This is a genomic window from Bradyrhizobium sp. DN3 (assembly GCF_041357655.1).
In the GTDB taxonomy this organism is placed as follows: Bacteria; Pseudomonadota; Alphaproteobacteria; order Rhizobiales; family Xanthobacteraceae; genus Bradyrhizobium.
Map to the genome: position 1 here is coordinate 316,493 of NZ_JAULLN010000005.1, position 16,001 is coordinate 332,493.

General features: G+C 64.0%; 18 protein-coding genes. 5 read left to right on the plus strand and 13 right to left on the minus strand.

Features of this window, described 5'->3' with window-relative positions; genetic code table 11:
- Positions 1-34: 34 nt before the first annotated feature.
- The 4 genes from blaBJP to AAE027_RS10690 all read right to left on the minus strand — a co-directional run bounded on the left by blaBJP (position 35) and on the right by AAE027_RS10690 (position 3,277).
- Positions 35-919 (minus strand): BJP family subclass B3 metallo-beta-lactamase, encoded by an 885-nt coding sequence (gene blaBJP, locus AAE027_RS10675; protein ID WP_370987732.1) that lies wholly within the window; start codon positions 917-919, stop codon positions 35-37.
- A 171-nt stretch (positions 920-1,090) separates the two neighbouring features.
- Positions 1,091-1,366, minus strand: coding sequence for a Plug domain-containing protein (locus AAE027_RS10680; protein ID WP_370987733.1), 276 nt, complete (start codon positions 1,364-1,366; stop codon positions 1,091-1,093).
- Between the two features lie 64 nt (positions 1,367-1,430).
- Entirely contained in the window at positions 1,431-2,666 is a 1,236-nt protein-coding gene (locus AAE027_RS10685; RefSeq protein WP_370987734.1) for a hypothetical protein, read from the minus strand.
- Between the two features lie 311 nt (positions 2,667-2,977).
- Positions 2,978-3,277, minus strand: a complete 300-nt coding sequence (locus AAE027_RS10690) for a hypothetical protein (protein ID WP_370987735.1) — start codon at positions 3,275-3,277, stop codon at positions 2,978-2,980.
- 161 nt (positions 3,278-3,438) lie between these two features.
- Between AAE027_RS10690 and AAE027_RS10695 the strand changes: the two genes are divergently transcribed.
- Entirely contained in the window at positions 3,439-4,248 is an 810-nt protein-coding gene (locus AAE027_RS10695; RefSeq protein WP_370987736.1) for an ABC transporter substrate-binding protein, read from the plus strand.
- Here the strand turns inward: AAE027_RS10695 and AAE027_RS10700 are convergent.
- From AAE027_RS10700 to AAE027_RS10720, 5 genes are all read right to left on the minus strand, one after another.
- Positions 4,222-4,920 carry an ABC transporter permease gene (locus AAE027_RS10700; RefSeq protein ID WP_370987737.1) on the minus strand — a complete coding sequence of 233 codons (699 nt, stop codon included), beginning with the start codon at positions 4,918-4,920 and terminating at the stop codon, positions 4,222-4,224. The genes AAE027_RS10695 and AAE027_RS10700 overlap by 27 nt on opposite strands.
- Positions 4,921-5,081: 161 nt before the next feature.
- Positions 5,082-5,786 (minus strand): MIP/aquaporin family protein, encoded by a 705-nt coding sequence (locus AAE027_RS10705; RefSeq protein ID WP_370987738.1) that lies wholly within the window; start codon positions 5,784-5,786, stop codon positions 5,082-5,084.
- Entirely contained in the window at positions 5,786-6,196 is a 411-nt protein-coding gene (arsC, locus tag AAE027_RS10710) for an arsenate reductase (glutaredoxin) (RefSeq protein ID WP_091896359.1), read from the minus strand. The genes AAE027_RS10705 and arsC overlap by 1 nt, the downstream gene beginning before the upstream one ends.
- Before the next feature lie 16 nt (positions 6,197-6,212).
- Complete coding sequence (locus tag AAE027_RS10715; RefSeq protein WP_370987739.1) at positions 6,213-6,692, minus strand: ArsI/CadI family heavy metal resistance metalloenzyme; 480 nt, start codon at positions 6,690-6,692, stop codon at positions 6,213-6,215.
- Between the two features lie 11 nt (positions 6,693-6,703).
- A complete protein-coding gene (locus AAE027_RS10720) occupies positions 6,704-7,048 on the minus strand; it encodes an ArsR/SmtB family transcription factor (protein ID WP_370987740.1) in 345 nt (114 codons plus the stop codon).
- Positions 7,049-7,284: 236 nt separating this feature from the next.
- On the opposite strand from AAE027_RS10720, the gene AAE027_RS10725 reads away from it, so the two are divergent.
- From AAE027_RS10725 to AAE027_RS10740, 4 genes are all read left to right on the plus strand, one after another.
- Positions 7,285-8,136 (plus strand): 3-hydroxybutyryl-CoA dehydrogenase, encoded by an 852-nt coding sequence (locus AAE027_RS10725; RefSeq protein WP_130211743.1) that lies wholly within the window; start codon positions 7,285-7,287, stop codon positions 8,134-8,136.
- 138 nt (positions 8,137-8,274) lie between these two features.
- Positions 8,275-8,739, plus strand: a complete 465-nt coding sequence (locus AAE027_RS10730) for a group III truncated hemoglobin (RefSeq protein WP_370987741.1) — start codon at positions 8,275-8,277, stop codon at positions 8,737-8,739.
- Between the two features lie 263 nt (positions 8,740-9,002).
- Complete coding sequence (locus AAE027_RS10735) at positions 9,003-9,656, plus strand: QcrA and Rieske domain-containing protein (protein ID WP_370987742.1); 654 nt, start codon at positions 9,003-9,005, stop codon at positions 9,654-9,656.
- Positions 9,657-9,768: 112 nt separating this feature from the next.
- Positions 9,769-11,496 (plus strand): methanol/ethanol family PQQ-dependent dehydrogenase, encoded by a 1,728-nt coding sequence (locus tag AAE027_RS10740; RefSeq protein ID WP_370987743.1) that lies wholly within the window; start codon positions 9,769-9,771, stop codon positions 11,494-11,496.
- Between the two features lie 228 nt (positions 11,497-11,724).
- Here the strand turns inward: AAE027_RS10740 and AAE027_RS10745 are convergent, their stop codons facing one another.
- From AAE027_RS10745 to gfa, 4 genes are all read right to left on the minus strand, one after another.
- On the minus strand, positions 11,725-11,982 hold the full coding sequence (locus AAE027_RS10745; protein ID WP_370987744.1) for a hypothetical protein: 258 nt from the start codon (positions 11,980-11,982) through the stop codon (positions 11,725-11,727).
- Positions 11,983-12,036: 54 nt separating this feature from the next.
- Entirely contained in the window at positions 12,037-14,349 is a 2,313-nt protein-coding gene (locus tag AAE027_RS10750; protein ID WP_370987745.1) for a xanthine dehydrogenase family protein molybdopterin-binding subunit, read from the minus strand.
- A 1-nt stretch (position 14,350) separates the two neighbouring features.
- The gene (locus tag AAE027_RS10755; RefSeq protein ID WP_370987746.1) at positions 14,351-14,803 is read right to left on the minus strand and encodes a (2Fe-2S)-binding protein; all 453 of its coding nucleotides are present in this window, start codon (positions 14,801-14,803) and stop codon (positions 14,351-14,353) included.
- 630 nt (positions 14,804-15,433) lie between these two features.
- The gene (gfa, locus tag AAE027_RS10760; protein WP_370987748.1) at positions 15,434-15,997 is read right to left on the minus strand and encodes an S-(hydroxymethyl)glutathione synthase; all 564 of its coding nucleotides are present in this window, start codon (positions 15,995-15,997) and stop codon (positions 15,434-15,436) included.
- Positions 15,998-16,001: the final 4 nt, after the last annotated feature.

The following is a 16,001-nucleotide window of genomic DNA, read 5'->3' on the forward strand; positions in this document are numbered from 1 at the left end:
TCGGGCGACGGTGTGGTGCGGCGTCTGATCGCCGCTATTTTTTCTCCAGCGCGGCCGTCTGCTTGGCGAGTTGCTTGTCGAACTCCTCCGATAGGCCGGTGACGTAGGTTGTAAGCTCCCCCGGCGTGACGAACGGGTTCGGCGCGCCGTCCTTCATCTGGGCGCGCTTGGCCTGCATGCCATAGACCTCCGGATGCGGCCCGAGCAGCACGTCGATCTTCATCGCCTTGGCCTTGGCGAATGTCGCGCGATAGTCGTCGACGATGCCGGGATAGGTCGGCTGACCGACCAGCCTGTTCAGCGCAACCGTGCCACTACAGAAGAACAACACCTCGCGGTTCTGATCGCCGTCCTTGACGCTCATCTCCCAGCTCGTGCAGCCCGGCGAGTGGCCGGGCGTTGCATGCGCCGTCAGCGTGACGTCGCCGAGCGTGACCTTGTCGCCTTCCTTCACCGTACGGTCGACCTTCACCGCGGGGAAGGCGAGGTCCTCGTTTTTCTCGTCGCCGGGATAGTAGCCGCCTTCGAGCAGGGGCTTGTCGCGCTCGCCGGCCACGAGCTGTGCGCCGGTCTCCTTCTTGATCTCGGCAAAACCGCCGGTGTGGTCGAGATGCGCATGCGTGTTGAGGATGATCTTGATGTCGGCGACCTTGAAGCCGAGTTTCGCGATATTGTCCTCGATCATGCCGGTCGACTGGGGCATCGCGGTATCCATCAGGATCAGGCCCTGGGATGTCTTGATGACGTAGAGGGCGATGCCGCCGGTTCCGACATAGTAGATGTTGCCGATGAGCTGGAACGGCTCGAACGGCGCTGTCCACTTCTGCATGGCGGCCGCCAGGAAATCCTTGATGGTCTGCGCCTGCGCGCCCGTTGCGAACAATGCCAGCGCGCATAGCGCGGCCGCGAGCTTCGTCATAGTTTGCCTCCCACAGTGTTTTTGTCGTTTTGATCGGGCGCGGACGTCGTGTGGCGCGACCCGTTGTGCAAGTTACGTCGTGGCCGGCGTTGCGGGCAACTGCTTCGTGCCTGGAAATATCGATGTGCCGCGCGGGAACAACGCCGGTCGGCCGAAAGCGGTGCGAGACGCCTAGCGCCCGATCGTCACGCCGGCGGTCGAGCGCATCGCGTCCCGGAGGCTCGTCGCGTTCATGTCGTCGAGGATCTGCCGCGTCAGCACGGTGGTCTGGCCGGGCGTGTTGAGGATCGTCTCGCCGTGCGAGGAAGAGAGCCGATCGGCCTTGTAAGGCGCGGCCGGATCGGTGGCGGGAGCAGCCGCATGACGTGGCCGTTTGCCCGCGGCCAGAGCGGGCTGCGAGATGCAGAAGGCGGCGATCAGGATCAGAGACAATGACCTTGCGCGCATATGCGATCTCCCATGTCGGGACATCAACCTAGCACATCGCACCGGTGTGCCGCAGAAGAAAGGATCAGGCGAGGGCGGCCTGGCGCTCCCGCACCGGCTCGCGGGCGCGGTCGTTTTTCCCAGGCTCGGCGAGCCGGGTGAAACTGCGCTGGCTCGCATGCGCAGGCGCCTCGACGATGACGCCCTCGCAGACGATCTGCCTGCCGAGCATCCTGAATTCCAGCTTGTCGTAGCGCGGCATCGTCTCGCCGGGCGCCGGCGGCAGCAGTCCGACACTGCCCTGGATGTTGAGAGTGGCATCGCCGGTGCCGTGCAGGCGCGGATTCCACATCCTGATCCCGGTCTCGGCCCAGCGCTGCCGGATCAACGCGGCGCGGTCGGTGGGCTCTGCGACCTTTTGCCGAGGCTTCCGCGTGCTGGGTGTCTTCGCAGCGGGAGACTCGAGGATCGGCTCCGGCGCGACATCCGTGAGGACGATCGGTGTGTTGGCGGAAGCGTCCGCTGCGACGATCGTTGCGACAAGCGCGGAATCGCCGGCGAAGCCGGGCTCGATCTCTACGGCGACACTGGGAGACGCAGCCCTGTCGATGCTGCTCTCGGCAATATCCTCCGCCGAGACTTGGCTATCGGCAAGCGCGACACGCGAGTCGTCCACGACGGCCAGCTCGACATCCCCTGGGAGGCCGGCGGAAGTGTCATCGTTGACGATGAGAACGGGTGTGTCAGCCGAGGCAATCGCGACCTCGCCGGCCGCGACCGGCACCTCGTCCGCGACGTTGGCCCGGAGTTCGCAAGCTGGATTGCTGCTGATGATGGGCTCGGGAACATCGACCGGCTCGACCTCGACGGTGGCGGTTGCGACCGCTGCCTCGTCCACGACGGCGGGGTCAACGTTCGCCGGGAGGTCTGCGGGCGGATCGTTGCTGATGACTTCAGGAACATCAACCGGGTCGCTCTCGGCCGACGAGACCGCAACCTCTGCGATGACGACCGGTTCGACGTCTGCCGGCGTCTCCAGGGTTGGATGGTCGCTGACGTCGACATCGATTGGCGCTGCCGACGAGCTTTCCGCGATGACGGTATCATTCCCTGCGACCGGAGTCGCGATCGCGATCTCGGCATCGCTGCAGCACGGAGCGGTGCTGAGACCGGTGTCGAGAGGCGGAGCTGCTTCTGCAATGTCGGAGGTGATGGCGGGTGAGTCGCTTGCGGCACTCGGTGCGACGTCGACACTGCCGCTGTGCGGCAGGGGCCGAAGCCGGGTGAACGCCCATTTCACCGCAGGGATGCGGCGCAGCAACGATATCAGTCTCGAAAGCACTGGGAGTTGTCCAGGAGGTACTCGGCGTGAGGCAATCGCTGATTCGTCAGCAATGTGAAAAACTGCCCCGGCCGTCACACCGATGTCAATCTAGGTGGGACCAATTGCAGAACATCCGCGCGCCATCGTGCGCGTTGCGCGATCGTCTGGTGACGGCCCAGCTCAACTGGAAGAGCGAATTCCGAAGCGGACGCCAAACGTGCGAATAGCGGTGGTTAGCGATCGGCATGAGTGGGGGGGCTCGTGCTTGGCAGCGAACCCCCAATGAAGCTGCAACGTCCTCTCTCGCGCTATTTCCCGCCGGAACCGGAGCCTGCACCGCTGCCAGAACCCGCGCCGCCGCCGGCCTGGCTGCCCATGTTATTCGTATTGGTGCCACCTGCGGATGGCGACTGTGCGCCCTTGCTGTCGCTGGCCTCGTTCTGCATGTTCGATGCGCGGCCCGTCGTCATGCCTTTGGTCGCGGGCCCCCGCGAAGAGGGACCAACCTCGCCCTGACTGGATGCGCCTGGAGCAGGTTGTGTCTGCGCGAAGGCGCTACCGGTCGCCAGCGCCATGATGCACGCGGATGCCAGAATGATCTTCTTCATTGGATTCTCCTTGACTTGGCATCCCGGACAATCCGCCTCCGCCAACGACGTTCCTGCCGATCTATCACCACCGCTTCAACTCTTTGCGGCCTAACGTCGGGGTTCCCGTCTTCATCGCCAGCGGCTATTCAGGACCCTCATCATTCGTTTAGGGAGGACGTATGAGAAAGATTGCTGCCATCGGAGCGGTTCTGCTCTGGTCCACCATCGCTTTCGCGCAGGATCGCACCATCACCGTGGCCTCGACGACGTCGACGGAACAGTCGGGGCTGTTCGGCTATCTGCTGCCGCTGTTCTCGAAGGCCGAGGGCATCGAGGTGAAGGTCGTTGCCGTCGGCACCGGCCAGGCTCTTGACATGGGGCGGCGCGGCGATGCCGACGTGGTGTTCGTTCATGATAGGGCTGCCGAGGACAAGTTCATGTCCGAAGGCCAGGGCGTGAAGCGCTTCGACGTCATGTACAACGACTTCGTCATCGTCGGTCCCAAGAGCGATCCGGCGAAGATCGCCGGCGGCAAGGAGGTCACTGATGCGCTGCGTAAGATTGCGGCTGCGAAATCGCCGTTCATCTCGCGCGGGGACAAATCCGGCACCCATGCGGCCGAGCTGCGATTGTGGAAGGAAGCGGGTGTCGATATCGCAGCGGGCAAGGACGGCTGGTATCGGGAGATCGGCCAGGGCATGGGACCGGCGCTCAACATGGCCTCGTCGTCGAATGCCTATCTTCTGTCGGACCGCGGCACCTGGCTCTCGTTCAAGAACAGGGGCGAACTTGCCATCCTGACCGAGGGCGACAAGCGACTGTTCAACCAGTATGGCGTCATGCTGGTGAATCCGGCAAAGCATCCGAACGTCAAGGCGAAGGATGGGCAGGCCTTCATCGACTGGCTCATCTCATCGAAGGGGCAGGATGCGATCGCAGGCTACAAGGTAGGCGGCGAGCAGCTATTTTTCCCCAACGCGTCCCACTAGCAAGAATGCGATGGTCGACACCGCGACGCTGAGCGCGAGCAGGATCAGCCCGAGTCCCAGCGCCAGCGGCAGGTCGCCCTTGCTGGTCTCCAGCGCGATCGCGGTTGTCATCGTGCGGGTGAAGCCCCGTATGTTGCCGCCGACGATGATGATGGCGCCGACTTCCGCGATGGCGCGGCCGAAAGCCGCGAGAAAAGCCGTCAGCAGCGAGGTCCGGCCGAGTGCAAACAGCAGTGCCATGCTGCGCAGAGCAGACAGTCCGTCGATCCGCGCCAGATCGCCATACTCCGCCCACAGCAGGCTGGCCGGACGGTGCACCAGCGCCACCACGATCGGCGTCGCGAGCAGCGTCTGTGCGATCACCATGGCGGTCGGTGTGAACAATAGTCCTCCCGCCCCGAGCGGGCCGGACCGCGACAGCAGGAGGTAGAGCGCGAGCCCGACCACGACCGGCGGAAGGCCGAGCAAGGCATTGGTCAGGATGATGATGACCTGACGTCCGCGGAAGCGCGTGATCGCAAGCAGGGCCCCGAATGGTGCACCGATCAGCAGCGCGACGATGCTCGCGGTCAGGCTGACGCGCACCGACAAGGCGACGATGCCGAGCAGTTCGGCGTCGGCTTCGCCGATCAGCGTGAAGGCAGCAGCGGTGGATCGTGCGAAATCGTTCATCCGGCCGGGCGCTTCCGCGTCGGGCAGGATGCCGCGGGATCGTCGATATCGCGCAATCGCATCACGGATTGGTCTCTGCGAGTCTTTTTGACATCGACAGAATACTCGGGCGAGACGATTTGGACAGGCGATTTAGCGGAAAATAACCGTCAAGTGCCGCGTTATGCAGGCTTTCCCGACGCGGTCCGGGCGGCGTTCGGCTTTACAGAGGCTGGGCTCCAGAGCCAGCGCGCCAGCACAACGGCAAGAACTGCCCCGACGAATTGAGCAGCGATGAAGCCTGGCACGTCTCGCGGCGCGATACCCGCGAACGTATCAGACAGTGCGCGGGCGATGGTGACCGCAGGATTGGCGAACGACGTGGATGACGTGAACCAGTAAGCCGAAGTAATGTAGAGGCCGACGGCGTAAGGAACCGCGGCGGGTGTCCGATACCGGACGCCAAGGATCGTCGACAGCAGGCCAAAGGTCGCCACGGCCTCGGCCAGCCATTGTCCGGCGCCGGCGCGTTCCGTGAGCGAACGCTGGAGGACCGGAAGCTCGAACATCAGATGTGCGATCTCAACACCGGCGATGCCGCCGCCCACCTGAGCGACAAGATAGATCGCGGCGTCCGTCCATGACGTTTCGCCGCGCAAAGCCAGGGCCAGCGTCACCGCTGGATTGAAATGCGCTCCCGAGATCGGAGCGAGCATCAGGATCAGCACGACGAGGATTGCGCCCGTGGCAATCGTATTGCACAGCAGTGCCAGCGCGACGTTTCCGCCGGCGAGCTTTTGCGCCATGATCCCCGAGCCAACGACGGCGGCGAGCAGAAACGCCGTCCCTAGCGATTCGGCGAAGGCACGCTGTCCCAGGCCCGGCATTAGGCGCCGCGATCGAGCCTGACGCGCTCGCCATCTTCCTTGACGAATTCGCCTTGTTGCGCCGGCAGCAGATCGAGCACCCGTTCGGAGGGGCGGCAGAGCCTGACGCCGTTCGGCGTCACTACGATCGGCCTGTTGATCAGGATTGGATGCGCCATCATGGCGTCGAGCAGCTGATCGTCGGTCAGCGCCGCGTTGTCGAGCCCGAGCTCCGCATAGGGCGCCGCCTTCTCGCGAACCGCCTCGCGCACCGAAATTCCCATACGCGCGATGAGCTGCTGCAACAGCGTCCGCGATGGCGGCGTCTTCAGGTATTCGATCACGTGCGGCTCGATGCCGGCGTTCCGGATCATCGCCAGTGTGTTGCGCGAGGTGCCGCAATCGGGATTGTGATAGATGATCGCATCCATGGTGGGATCCTCGTGCTCAGCAGCACGCCTGCGACGCTGTGGGCGCTGCCTGCGGCGCGCAGCAGGCCGATTGCGGCTCCTGCTTCTCGTGAGCGACGCGCGCCCGGTTCTCGCCGCTGCCGTCGCCGTAATCGGTGCTCTCGCCCGTGGTGTAGAAGGTTTCCCAGGCGATGCCGGCTGGATCATCAATCCAGGATTTCTCCGACTTGGCATAGCAGCAGGTGGTCTGCCCTTGCTCGACCACGTTGCCGCCGGCCTGGCGCAGCCGCGCATAGACTTCCTGGAGTTCCTCGCCGGTCTCGACCTGGATGCCGAGATGGTCAAGGCCAGCCGCGCGGCCACGCGTCGAGATCGCAAAATTCACGCGGGGGTCTTCCAGCATCCATTTGGCATAGTCGGATTTCACGACCGAGGGCTCGCTGGCGAACAAGGCGGAGTAGAACCCGATCGAGTGGGAGAGATCCTCGACGGACACGTGAACGTGCAGGCGCTTCATGGTCGTTCCTTTCAGGCTGGCACTTTGCTGCGCTTTCGCGTGGGTTTCGAAGGCATGGCCGGAGCGCACGACACGCCGCCGCAGCAGTTCTCGGTCAGGAAACCGACGAGCGCGTTCATGGTCTCGAACCGCGCCGCATAGATCATCGAGCGTCCCTCGCGCCGGACGGTCACGAGTCCGGCCGTCCGCAGCCGGTCGAAATGGAAGGTCAGCGTGTTGGGGGCGAGATCCAGCGTTTCGGCGACCGCGCCGGCAGTCATGCCGTCGGGGCCGGCCTGCACCAGCAGGCGGAAGACCTCGAGACGGTTGTCTTGTGCAAGCGCGGCGAGCGCCGCGACGGCATCTTTCGTTTCCATATTTCAACGATTATGGAAATAATGAGCGGCTGTCAATCGAGATTGTGGTGGGTCTAGCCCAATCTCGATTTGACGGTCGGTCGCCGCCGTTCAGCGCTTGGCGCTTTATTCCCGCCTCGGATGCTTTATGGAAGGGGCACGATCAGGTCGCGCCCGCCCGGTGGGGGTGCTAGACCCTGGTGCAGGAACAACAGGGCTGGGCCGTCCTGGCCCCCAAGAATGAAGGATGTGAGGCAATGATCCAAACCGTTGGCATCATCGGGGCAGGGACCATGGGGAACGGCATCGCGCAGGTCTGCGCGGCGGCCGGGCTTTCGGTCGTGATGGTCGACATTTCCGATGCTGCGGTGAACCGCGGACTTTCGACCGTCGGTGGCAGTCTCGAGCGGCTGGTCAAGAAGGAGAAGATGTCGGCTGCCGATCGCGAGGCGACGCTCAAGCGCATCACCGGCACCACCGACCGGTCGAAGCTGTCGGATTGCGACCTCGTCATCGAGGCAGCGACCGAGAACGAGGAGCTCAAGGTCAAGATCCTGAAGGATCTTTGCGCGACGCTGTCGCCGCGCACGCTGGTGGCGACCAACACCTCCTCGATCTCGATCACCAAGCTCGCCGCGGCGACCGATCGTCCCGACCGGTTCATCGGCATGCACTTCTTCAACCCCGTGCCGGTGATGGCGCTGCTCGAGCTCATCCGCGGCCTGCAGACCTCCAACGACACCCACGCCAAGGCGCTGGATTTCGCCAAGCGCGTCGGCAAGGTGGCGATCACGGCCAAGAACAGCCCGGGCTTCGCCGTCAACCGCATCCTCTGTCCGATGATCAACGAAGCGATCTTCGCGCTCCAGGAGGGCATCGCGACAGCGGAAGAGATCGACGCCGGCATGAAGCTCGGCTGCAACCATCCGATCGGGCCGCTGGCGCTGGCCGATCTCGTCGGCCTCGACACCATGCTTTCGGTGATGGAGGTCTTTTACAAAGGCTTCAACGACCCCAAATACCGCCCAGCCCCCTTGCTCAAGGAAATGGTCGATGCCGGCCATCTCGGCCGCAAGACCGGGCAGGGCTTCTACATCTATAGCGCCTGAAGAAAGGCATCGGCGGCGGGCACTCAGCGTCCGCCGCCAGATTCCGCAATTTGCGCTGCGACAAAGACGCCGCGCGCAATTGGCCCGACAATGTCGAATGGGCGGATCGCGGGAACATCGGAACGGATAACGAAGGACATGTCGGATCGACTGAAGGCCGAGCGCGAGGCGGCGGCTGCGCGGCGGAACCTGCTCACCCAGGATGCGATCGAGCGCACCGGGATCACCGAGGAGATGATCGGGGAACTCGTCACCCGCTTCTACGGACGCGTGCGCGAGGACGCACTGCTCGGTCCGGTCTTTGCGATCGTCCTGAACTGGGATGAGCATCTCGTCAAGCTCAGGGATTTCTGGTCGTCGGTCGTCCTGATGAGCGGCTGCTATCATGGCTCGCCGATGCGGGCGCATTTGCCGCTGAGCCTGGTTGGCGATCATTTCGATCGCTGGCTCGACCTGTTCGAGCAGACTGCGCGCGAGGTCTGCCCGCCGGCGGCGGCCGCGCTCTTCATCGACAAGGCACGGCGCATCGCCGACAGTTTCGAAATGGCGTCGGCGACAGTCGCAGGCCGTATCGCGTCTCCGCGTCACGTGCTCCGGTCCTGACGACTGATCGGCCTGTCTGCAAAATACGCAGCTCCTTTGCTTCGCTTTTGCGTTGCGACTGAGATCGCGGTGCACCAATTCCAACAGCATCGGCCTGATCTGCAAAATCATCATGCCAATCGCGTGGCATGACGTTGAAATTGCGAAAACGCGCTTGAATGCGTTCACCCTCGCTCAATCAAAGCGAGCAAAGCCATATTGATGCACTGCGGCGCCAACTCTTCGCCTTGTTTTCGGCAGAGTTCCAGCGCCTGCTAGCGTGCATGTCGCGCTCATCGTTCACTCCCAATTCTGCATCCTCCGAGAATTCCACGGAACCCGAAGTCGACGCGGGCATCGAGCAGACGCGGCGAACGCTGCTGCTCGGCGCGCTTGCGAGCACCGCTTGCCTCGGCTGTTCGCCACCGGCGCGCGCGGGTGAAGATCCGCCCGGCTCCGACGAACGACCGCAAAAGGGTGACGTGCTGGTCTTCTCCGAAGGCGACAAGGAGGGGAAACTCATCACTGCGGCCGATGTGACGGCTGGCGGACCGCCAGTCCATGCCTGGCCGAAGGATCCCAACACGTCGGTGGTGCGCAGCGCCTCGCGCCTCAACGAGATCCTGATCATCAAGCTCGATCCCGCCGAGCTCGACGAGAAGACCCGTGCGCGTGCCGTCGACGGCATCATCGCCTATTCGGCGATCTGCTCGCACGCGGGCTGTCCCGTCACCGCCTGGGTGAAGAGCGATGTCGGCGACCAGGAGGTGTTCAAGTGCATGTGCCACAATTCCGAATACGATCCCCGCGCGGGCGCGCAGGTCGTGTTCGGGCCGGCGCCGCGACGGCTTGCAGCGCTGCCGCTGGCGCTCGCTGACGGTTCGCTCAGCGTTGCCGGCAATTTCATCGGAAAGGTAGGTGGCGCGCAGCCAGGATGACGGACGGTGCGGGCCGTGCCCGCGTCACGAGAGGCCGCATCCGCCGATGGCGGACGGGACGAACGACAAGAATTCACAACAAGAATTCAAACGGATGAAAAGGGGAACGTCCATGTCCAGGAAGCAATGGTTACTGTCCGGCTTCGTCGCCTTCACGTGTCTTGCCTCGACCGCCGCCATATCAGGCCCGATCGAGAATTATTCTCCGGTCACCACGCAACGGCTGGAAAATCCGGAACCCGGCAACTGGATGCTCTACCGGCGCACGTATGACGGGCAAGGCTACAGTCCGCTCGACCAGATCAACGCCTCGAACGTGAAAAACCTCACGCCGGCTTGGACCTTCGCTACGGGCGTCGTCGAAGGCCACGAGGCGCCGCCGATCGTCAACAACGGCGTAATGTTCGTGGCGACCCCGATGGGGCAGGTGATCGCGCTGAACGCGAAGACCGGCGACGAATACTGGCGCTACAAGCGGCAGCTCCCCGACGATCTGTTCCAGCTGCATCCGACCAGCCGCGGCGTCGGCCTGTGGGAGGACAAGCTCTATCTCGCCACCACCGACGACCACGTCGTCGCGCTCGACGCCAAGACCGGCAAGGTGGTGTGGGACACCAAGGTGCAGGACTACAAGAAGGGCCAGTACATGACCCTGATGCCGCTGATCGTCGACGGCAAGGTCATTGTCGGCGGCTCCGGCGGCGAATTCGGCGTGCGCGGCTACGTCGCCGCCTATGATGCCAAGGACGGCAAGGAGCTGTGGCGGACCTTCACCATCCCCGGCGAAGGCGAGCCCGGTCACGACACCTGGCAGGGCGAGGACTGGAAGAATGGCGGCGGCTCGGCCTGGATGACCGGCAATTACGACAAGGAGACCAAGACGATCTACTGGGGTGTCGGCAACGCCGCGCCATGGCCCGGCGAAACCCATCCCGGCGACAATCTCTACACCTCCTCGGTGCTCGCGCTCGATCCCAATACCGGCAAGATCAAGACCCATCATCAGTACCACCAGAACGATTCCTGGGACTGGGATGAGGTCGATGCGCCGATGCTGATCGACCTGCAGCGCGACGGCCGCAACATCAAGAGCCTGGTCCATCCGGGACGCGACGCCATCTTCTGGGTGCTCGAGCGCACGCCGACCAAGATCAACTATGTCGCCGGCTGGCCGTTCGTCTCCACGGACGTCTGGAAAGGCATCGAACCGGAGAGCGGCAAGCCGATCGTCGATCCCGCGCACAAGCCGGTGATCGGCAAGCGCGTGGAGTTTTGCCCCTCACTCTGGGGCGGCAAGGATTGGCCGTCGGCGGCCTACAGCCAGAGGACTGGCCTCGTCTACGTGCCCGCCAACGAGAATTTCTGCGGTGGGTTCACCGGCGAGAAAGTCGCGCTGAAGCCTGGCGAACTCTGGCTCGGCACCAAGCCGGAGGATATCGGTCTCAAGGCGAAGCCCGGCGCGGATCATTTCGGCGAGCTCCAGGCCTGGGATCCCGCAACGGGCAAGAAGGTCTGGCAGCACAATTTCCCGAAGTCGCAACTGTTCGGATCGGTGACGGCGACCGCAGGCGATCTCGTCTTCGTCGGCGGCACCAACGACCGCAACTTCCGCGCCTTCAACGCCAAGACCGGCGAATTGTTGTGGGAGCAGAAGACCAACTCCGGCATCATGGGCATGCCGGTGTCCTATGAGATCGACGGCACGCAGTACGTCGCGATCCAGTCGGGATGGGGTGTGGACGCACAGCGCATCCAGGATGCACTTGCGACCAACAACATTGGCATCGAAGCCAACGTCCCGCAGGGCGGCGTCATCTGGGTGTTCGCGCTGAAGAAATAGCTCCGCAGGCGGATCGAAAGAAGCGGAGCAGCCGGGGGGTGGCGAATGCGGCGGACGGTAACGTCCGTCGCATTTTTGCTAAAGTGATGACGCCCTTGCTGCGCAATCTCGTCATGGCCGGGCTTGTCCCGGGCATCCACGTTCTTCGTGTTGAGACAAAGGTCGTGGATGGCCGGGACCAGCCCGGCCATGACGGCGTGGTAACATCAGTGCACCAAACTCGGAGCGCTACTTGCCCTGGCGCTCGACCTTGTCCTTTTCCTTCTGGTTCATATCCCGAACCTTCGGATCAGGGTTGCGTTGTCCGGTGGTCTGGTTGGTCGAGGCGGGCGGAGCGTTTGCGTTGGGCAGGGAGTTCTGGTCCGGCGCGGTGGGGCGCGTCGCCGTGGTTGGCGGGGCGGTGTTGCTCTGGGCGAACGCGCCGGCGGTCGTCAAAAGAAAGGCGCCCGACAGCGAGACTGCGAGCGCCTTTAAGATGTTGGTCATCGATCCGCTCCTGTCAGATCGATGCAAACGGCCCGAGGCCGCTTGTGTTCCGGCTCACGCTTGCAATTGCTTGCCGATCGGAAGCGAGCGGATGCGTTTTCCCGTCGCGGCGAAGATCGCATTGATCAGCGCCGGCGCGAACGGCGGAACGCCGGGCTCGCCGACGCCGCTCGGCGGCGTGTCTGATGCGGGCGGCACGATGTAGACGTTGGTCACCACAGGAGATTCATCGATCCTGACGACCTGGAAGTCGTCAAAATTCTTCTGCTGGACCTTGCCGTCCTTGAAGGTGATCTCGCCATATTTGGCGATGCTGAGCCCCATGATCGCCGCGCCCTCGATCTGCGAGGCAATGCGCTCGGGGTTGACATAGGTGCCGCAATCGATCGCCGTGTCGACCCTTGGCACGGTCAGCTTGCCCTTGTCGTCGACCGCGACCTCGACGATGGTCGCGATGTAGCTGACGAAGCTGCGGTGCACGGCGATGCCGAGGCCGTGGCCCTTCGGGACCTGACGGCCCCATTCGCCCTTTTCGGCGACCAGCTCGACCACCTTGCGCAGACGCGCGGTGTCGATCGGGTAGCCGTCCTGGGGCTCGCCGTAGTTCCAGAGGTCCTTCACTGCGGGCTTGACGATCCGCGGGCTGCCGATCAGCGCGAGCAGGGTCTCCTTCTGGTCGCGGCCGGTCGCCTGCGCGATCTCACCGACCATCGATTGCACCGCGAAGGCACGTGGGATGTTCGAGACCGAGCGGAACCAGCCGATGCGGGTATGCGCGGCCGCCTCCGGGTTTTCGCAGGAGATGTTGGCGATCTCGAACGGCATGTCGACGAGTCCCATGCCGATCTCGAACGGCGCCTGGTGCACGGTGCCGGCGGCAAACGTCGAGGCGATGCTGGGCGCCACGCTGCGGTGGCGCCAGGCGATCACCTTGCCGCTCTTGTCGAGGCCCGCCTCGATCCGTTCGACCGAGACGGTGTGCAGGAAGCCGTTATGGATGTCGTCCTCGCGCGTCCACTGCACCTTGACCGGCGCGCCGAGCTCCTTGGAGAGCAGGGCCGCTTCGAGCGCAAAGTCGCATTTCGATTTGCGTCCGAAACCGCCGCCGAGCAGTGTGACGTTGACGGTGACGTTGCCCTCGGGAATGCCGAGCGTCTTGGCGACGTCCTCGCGGGTGCCGCCCGGGCTCTGCACCGGCGCCCAGATCTCCGCCTTGTCGCCCTTGACGTCGGCGACCGCCACCGGCGGCTCCATGCTGACATGGGCGAGATGGGGGATGTAGTACTCGCCGACAATGACCTTGTCGGCGCTCTTCAAGGCGGCGTCCGCATCGCCCTCCTGGCGCAGGACGAGACCGGGCTTGCGCGAGGCCTCCTCGAGCTCCTTGCGGTAGGCGACGGAGTCGTATTTGCCGTTGGGGCCGTCATCCCACACGAGCTTCAGCGCGTCGCGGCCCTTGATCGCCGCACCGGTGTTGCGCGCGATCACGGCGACGCCGCCGAGCGGCTGGAATTTTGACGGCCACGGCCAGCCTTGAACCTTCATCACCTTCTCGACACCGGGCACCTTCAGCGCGGCCTCCGGATCGAAATTGACAAGCTTGCCGCCGGTCACCGGCGGACGGGCGATCACGGCATATTTCATGCCGGGCAGTCGCACGTCGGCGCCGTAGCGCGCCTTGCCGGTGGTGATGTCGTGGAGATCGACGATGCCGATCTGGCCCTTGGTGAGATAGCGGAAGTCCTTGGGGTTCTTCAGCTTGAGGCCTTCGATAGCAGGCACCGATTCCTTGGCGGCATCGGCGGCGAGCTCGCCGAAGCCGAGCTTGCGTCCGCTGGCGCTGTGGACGATCTCGTGATTGACGGCCTTGACCTCGGTCGCCGGCACGCCCCAGCGCTTGGCCGCGGCCTGCTCCAGCATGGTGCGGGCCGAGGCGCCGATCTGGCGCATCGGCATCAAATAGTGCCGCGTGCTGCGCGAGCCGTCGGTGTCCTGGTTGCCGAACTTGACCTCGTCGCCATGGGCCTGCTGCACCTTGACCCTGGACCAGTCGGCTTCCATCTCCTCGGCCACGATCAGTGGCAGGCTGGTGCGCACGCCGGTGCCCATCTCCGAACGGTGCCCGACGATGGTGACGATGCCGTCCGGCGCGACCGAAACGAACACCCGCGGATCGACCACGACGCCGTGCGGCATCTTTCCCGCGCCTGTTTCATAGGCGAATGCCTGGCGCGACATCACGGGTGCTGCAAGCACGAAGCCGCCGGTGACGCCGAGCCCCTTCAGGATGCTCCGGCGCGAGACTTTCTCGACCCTGATGTGCTTTTCGAAGCCGCGAAGCTTGCGGGGATTGTCGATGAAATTCATGTCACACTCCAGTCGATGCGAGATGGACGGCGTTCTCGATGCGCTGGTAGCAGCCGCAGCGGCAGATGTTGCCGGACATCGCCTCGCGAATCTGGTCGTGCGAGGGCTTTGGGTTGTCCATCAAGAGTGCTGCGCCCTGCATGATCTGGCCGGCCTGGCAGAAGCCGCATTGGGGCACGTTGAGCTCGCGCCAGGCCTTCTGCACCGGGTGATCGCCGGTAGGGTGCAGTCCCTCAATCGTCGTGACGTCGCGTCCGGCAACGTCGTTCACCGACGTGATGCAGGCGCGGACGGCTTGCTTGTCGACGATGACGGTGCAGGCACCGCACAGGGCCTGGCCGCAGCCGAATTTGGTGCCGGTCAGTCCGGCCTCGTCACGCAGGAACCAGAGTAGCGGGAGATCCGGGTCGCCGTCCCAGCTCTGTTCCTGGCCGTTGATCTTCACCTTGATCATGATCGTCCCTCGCTCTTCATAAGCCTGTTCAATTCAAAACTAACGACGCCGACCGGGCGTATGCCGGTTGCGTCGTGTCGCCGCATTCCGGCCGCATTATCCCGCGCGGGCAGATCCCGGCAGGCGGCAGGAATACAAATCGCAATGTCCGGATGTGCTCGATACCTCCCGTTTTGTTCTTAATTGTTTGCATTTCGCGCGGCATCGTGACGGCGCGACCGTAGCAGAGATCGCGCCGGACCGGCGTTCACAGCCGAGTGTTCTCACCCGGAAAGATTGCATCGATGGTTTGTCAAAAGCAGGGCGCGGCTTGATGCCGCGCTGCTTATGAGACGGGCGCAACCAAAAAAGCTTCGTCCGCCAGGAAGAGACTGCGCGGACGAAGCAGGATGCCTCAGTCGAGGGAGGGAGAACGCAGCACCGCGAACTTCAAGCCGGAAGCCGGCTGGCCCTGCGCAGTCATTCAGAGACCAGGACTGAGGAGCTGATGGCCCTCACATACGCGTGGTGCAAAAGCGCGGCATCGCCGCGATGGTCCCGGATGGGACCGATCCGGTTCGCTGGCGGTGATAGGCACCAGCGAACCGATAGGGCTTGAGAGGGCTCGGCGGCCCCGCTCAGGCGGCCTTCTTAGGCGGCCTTGGATTTCGCAACGTGGGTCGCGATCGCGTCCATCAGCGCCGGCGACAGGCAGTCATAGGGCTCCAGCCCGATCTCCTTCAGTCGCGAACGGATGCCCGCCATCTGCTCCGGCTTCACGCCCGATTCAATTACCGAGGAGACGAAGGCGGCGAATTGCGGCGCCTGCGAGCCCTGCTCCTGGAACAGCTCGGGATGGATGAAGTCGAGTCCATAGAACGGATGGCCCTTGTTCTCGATGCGGCCGTACATGTGCGTGCCGCAGGCCTTGCAGGCATAGCGCTGGATCACCGCGGAGGGATCGACGATCTGGAGCTTGTCGCCGTTCTCGAGCACGGTGACGTTCTGGCGCGGCACCACGGCGACGACCGAGAAGGTCGCGCCCGGCGGCTTCCAGCACTTGGTGCAGCCGCAGGCGTGGTTGTGCGCGACGTCGCCCTTGATGCCGACCTTCACCGGATGGTCCTTGCATTTGCAGACCAGCGTGCCGCCGGCGAAGCTGCCGCTGCCTTGTTTGATGCCGTTGTCGATCGATGGATGGAGTGCAACAGTCATGGGT

Bases quoted from the DNA above. Each gene is read 5' to 3' on its own strand.
- blaBJP (WP_370987732.1), bottom strand. From the start codon at position 919: ATGACGAAGCTCGCGGCCGCGCTATGCGCGCTGGCATTGTTCGCAACG.
- AAE027_RS10680 (WP_370987733.1), bottom strand. From the start codon at position 1,366: ATGCGCGCAAGGTCATTGTCTCTGATCCTGATCGCCGCCTTCTGCATC.
- AAE027_RS10690 (WP_370987735.1), bottom strand. From the start codon at position 3,277: ATGAAGAAGATCATTCTGGCATCCGCGTGCATCATGGCGCTGGCGACC.
- AAE027_RS10695 (WP_370987736.1), top strand. From the start codon at position 3,439: ATGAGAAAGATTGCTGCCATCGGAGCGGTTCTGCTCTGGTCCACCATC.
- AAE027_RS10700 (WP_370987737.1), bottom strand. From the start codon at position 4,920: ATGAACGATTTCGCACGATCCACCGCTGCTGCCTTCACGCTGATCGGC.
- AAE027_RS10705 (WP_370987738.1), bottom strand. From the start codon at position 5,786: ATGCCGGGCCTGGGACAGCGTGCCTTCGCCGAATCGCTAGGGACGGCG.
- arsC (WP_091896359.1), bottom strand. From the start codon at position 6,196: ATGGATGCGATCATCTATCACAATCCCGATTGCGGCACCTCGCGCAAC.
- AAE027_RS10715 (WP_370987739.1), bottom strand. From the start codon at position 6,692: ATGAAGCGCCTGCACGTTCACGTGTCCGTCGAGGATCTCTCCCACTCG.
- AAE027_RS10720 (WP_370987740.1), bottom strand. From the start codon at position 7,048: ATGGAAACGAAAGATGCCGTCGCGGCGCTCGCCGCGCTTGCACAAGAC.
- AAE027_RS10725 (WP_130211743.1), top strand. From the start codon at position 7,285: ATGATCCAAACCGTTGGCATCATCGGGGCAGGGACCATGGGGAACGGC.
- AAE027_RS10730 (WP_370987741.1), top strand. From the start codon at position 8,275: ATGTCGGATCGACTGAAGGCCGAGCGCGAGGCGGCGGCTGCGCGGCGG.
- AAE027_RS10735 (WP_370987742.1), top strand. From the start codon at position 9,003: ATGTCGCGCTCATCGTTCACTCCCAATTCTGCATCCTCCGAGAATTCC.
- AAE027_RS10740 (WP_370987743.1), top strand. From the start codon at position 9,769: ATGTCCAGGAAGCAATGGTTACTGTCCGGCTTCGTCGCCTTCACGTGT.
- AAE027_RS10745 (WP_370987744.1), bottom strand. From the start codon at position 11,982: ATGACCAACATCTTAAAGGCGCTCGCAGTCTCGCTGTCGGGCGCCTTT.
- AAE027_RS10750 (WP_370987745.1), bottom strand. From the start codon at position 14,349: ATGAATTTCATCGACAATCCCCGCAAGCTTCGCGGCTTCGAAAAGCAC.
- AAE027_RS10755 (WP_370987746.1), bottom strand. From the start codon at position 14,803: ATGATCAAGGTGAAGATCAACGGCCAGGAACAGAGCTGGGACGGCGAC.
- gfa (WP_370987748.1), bottom strand. From the start codon at position 15,997: ATGACTGTTGCACTCCATCCATCGATCGACAACGGCATCAAACAAGGC.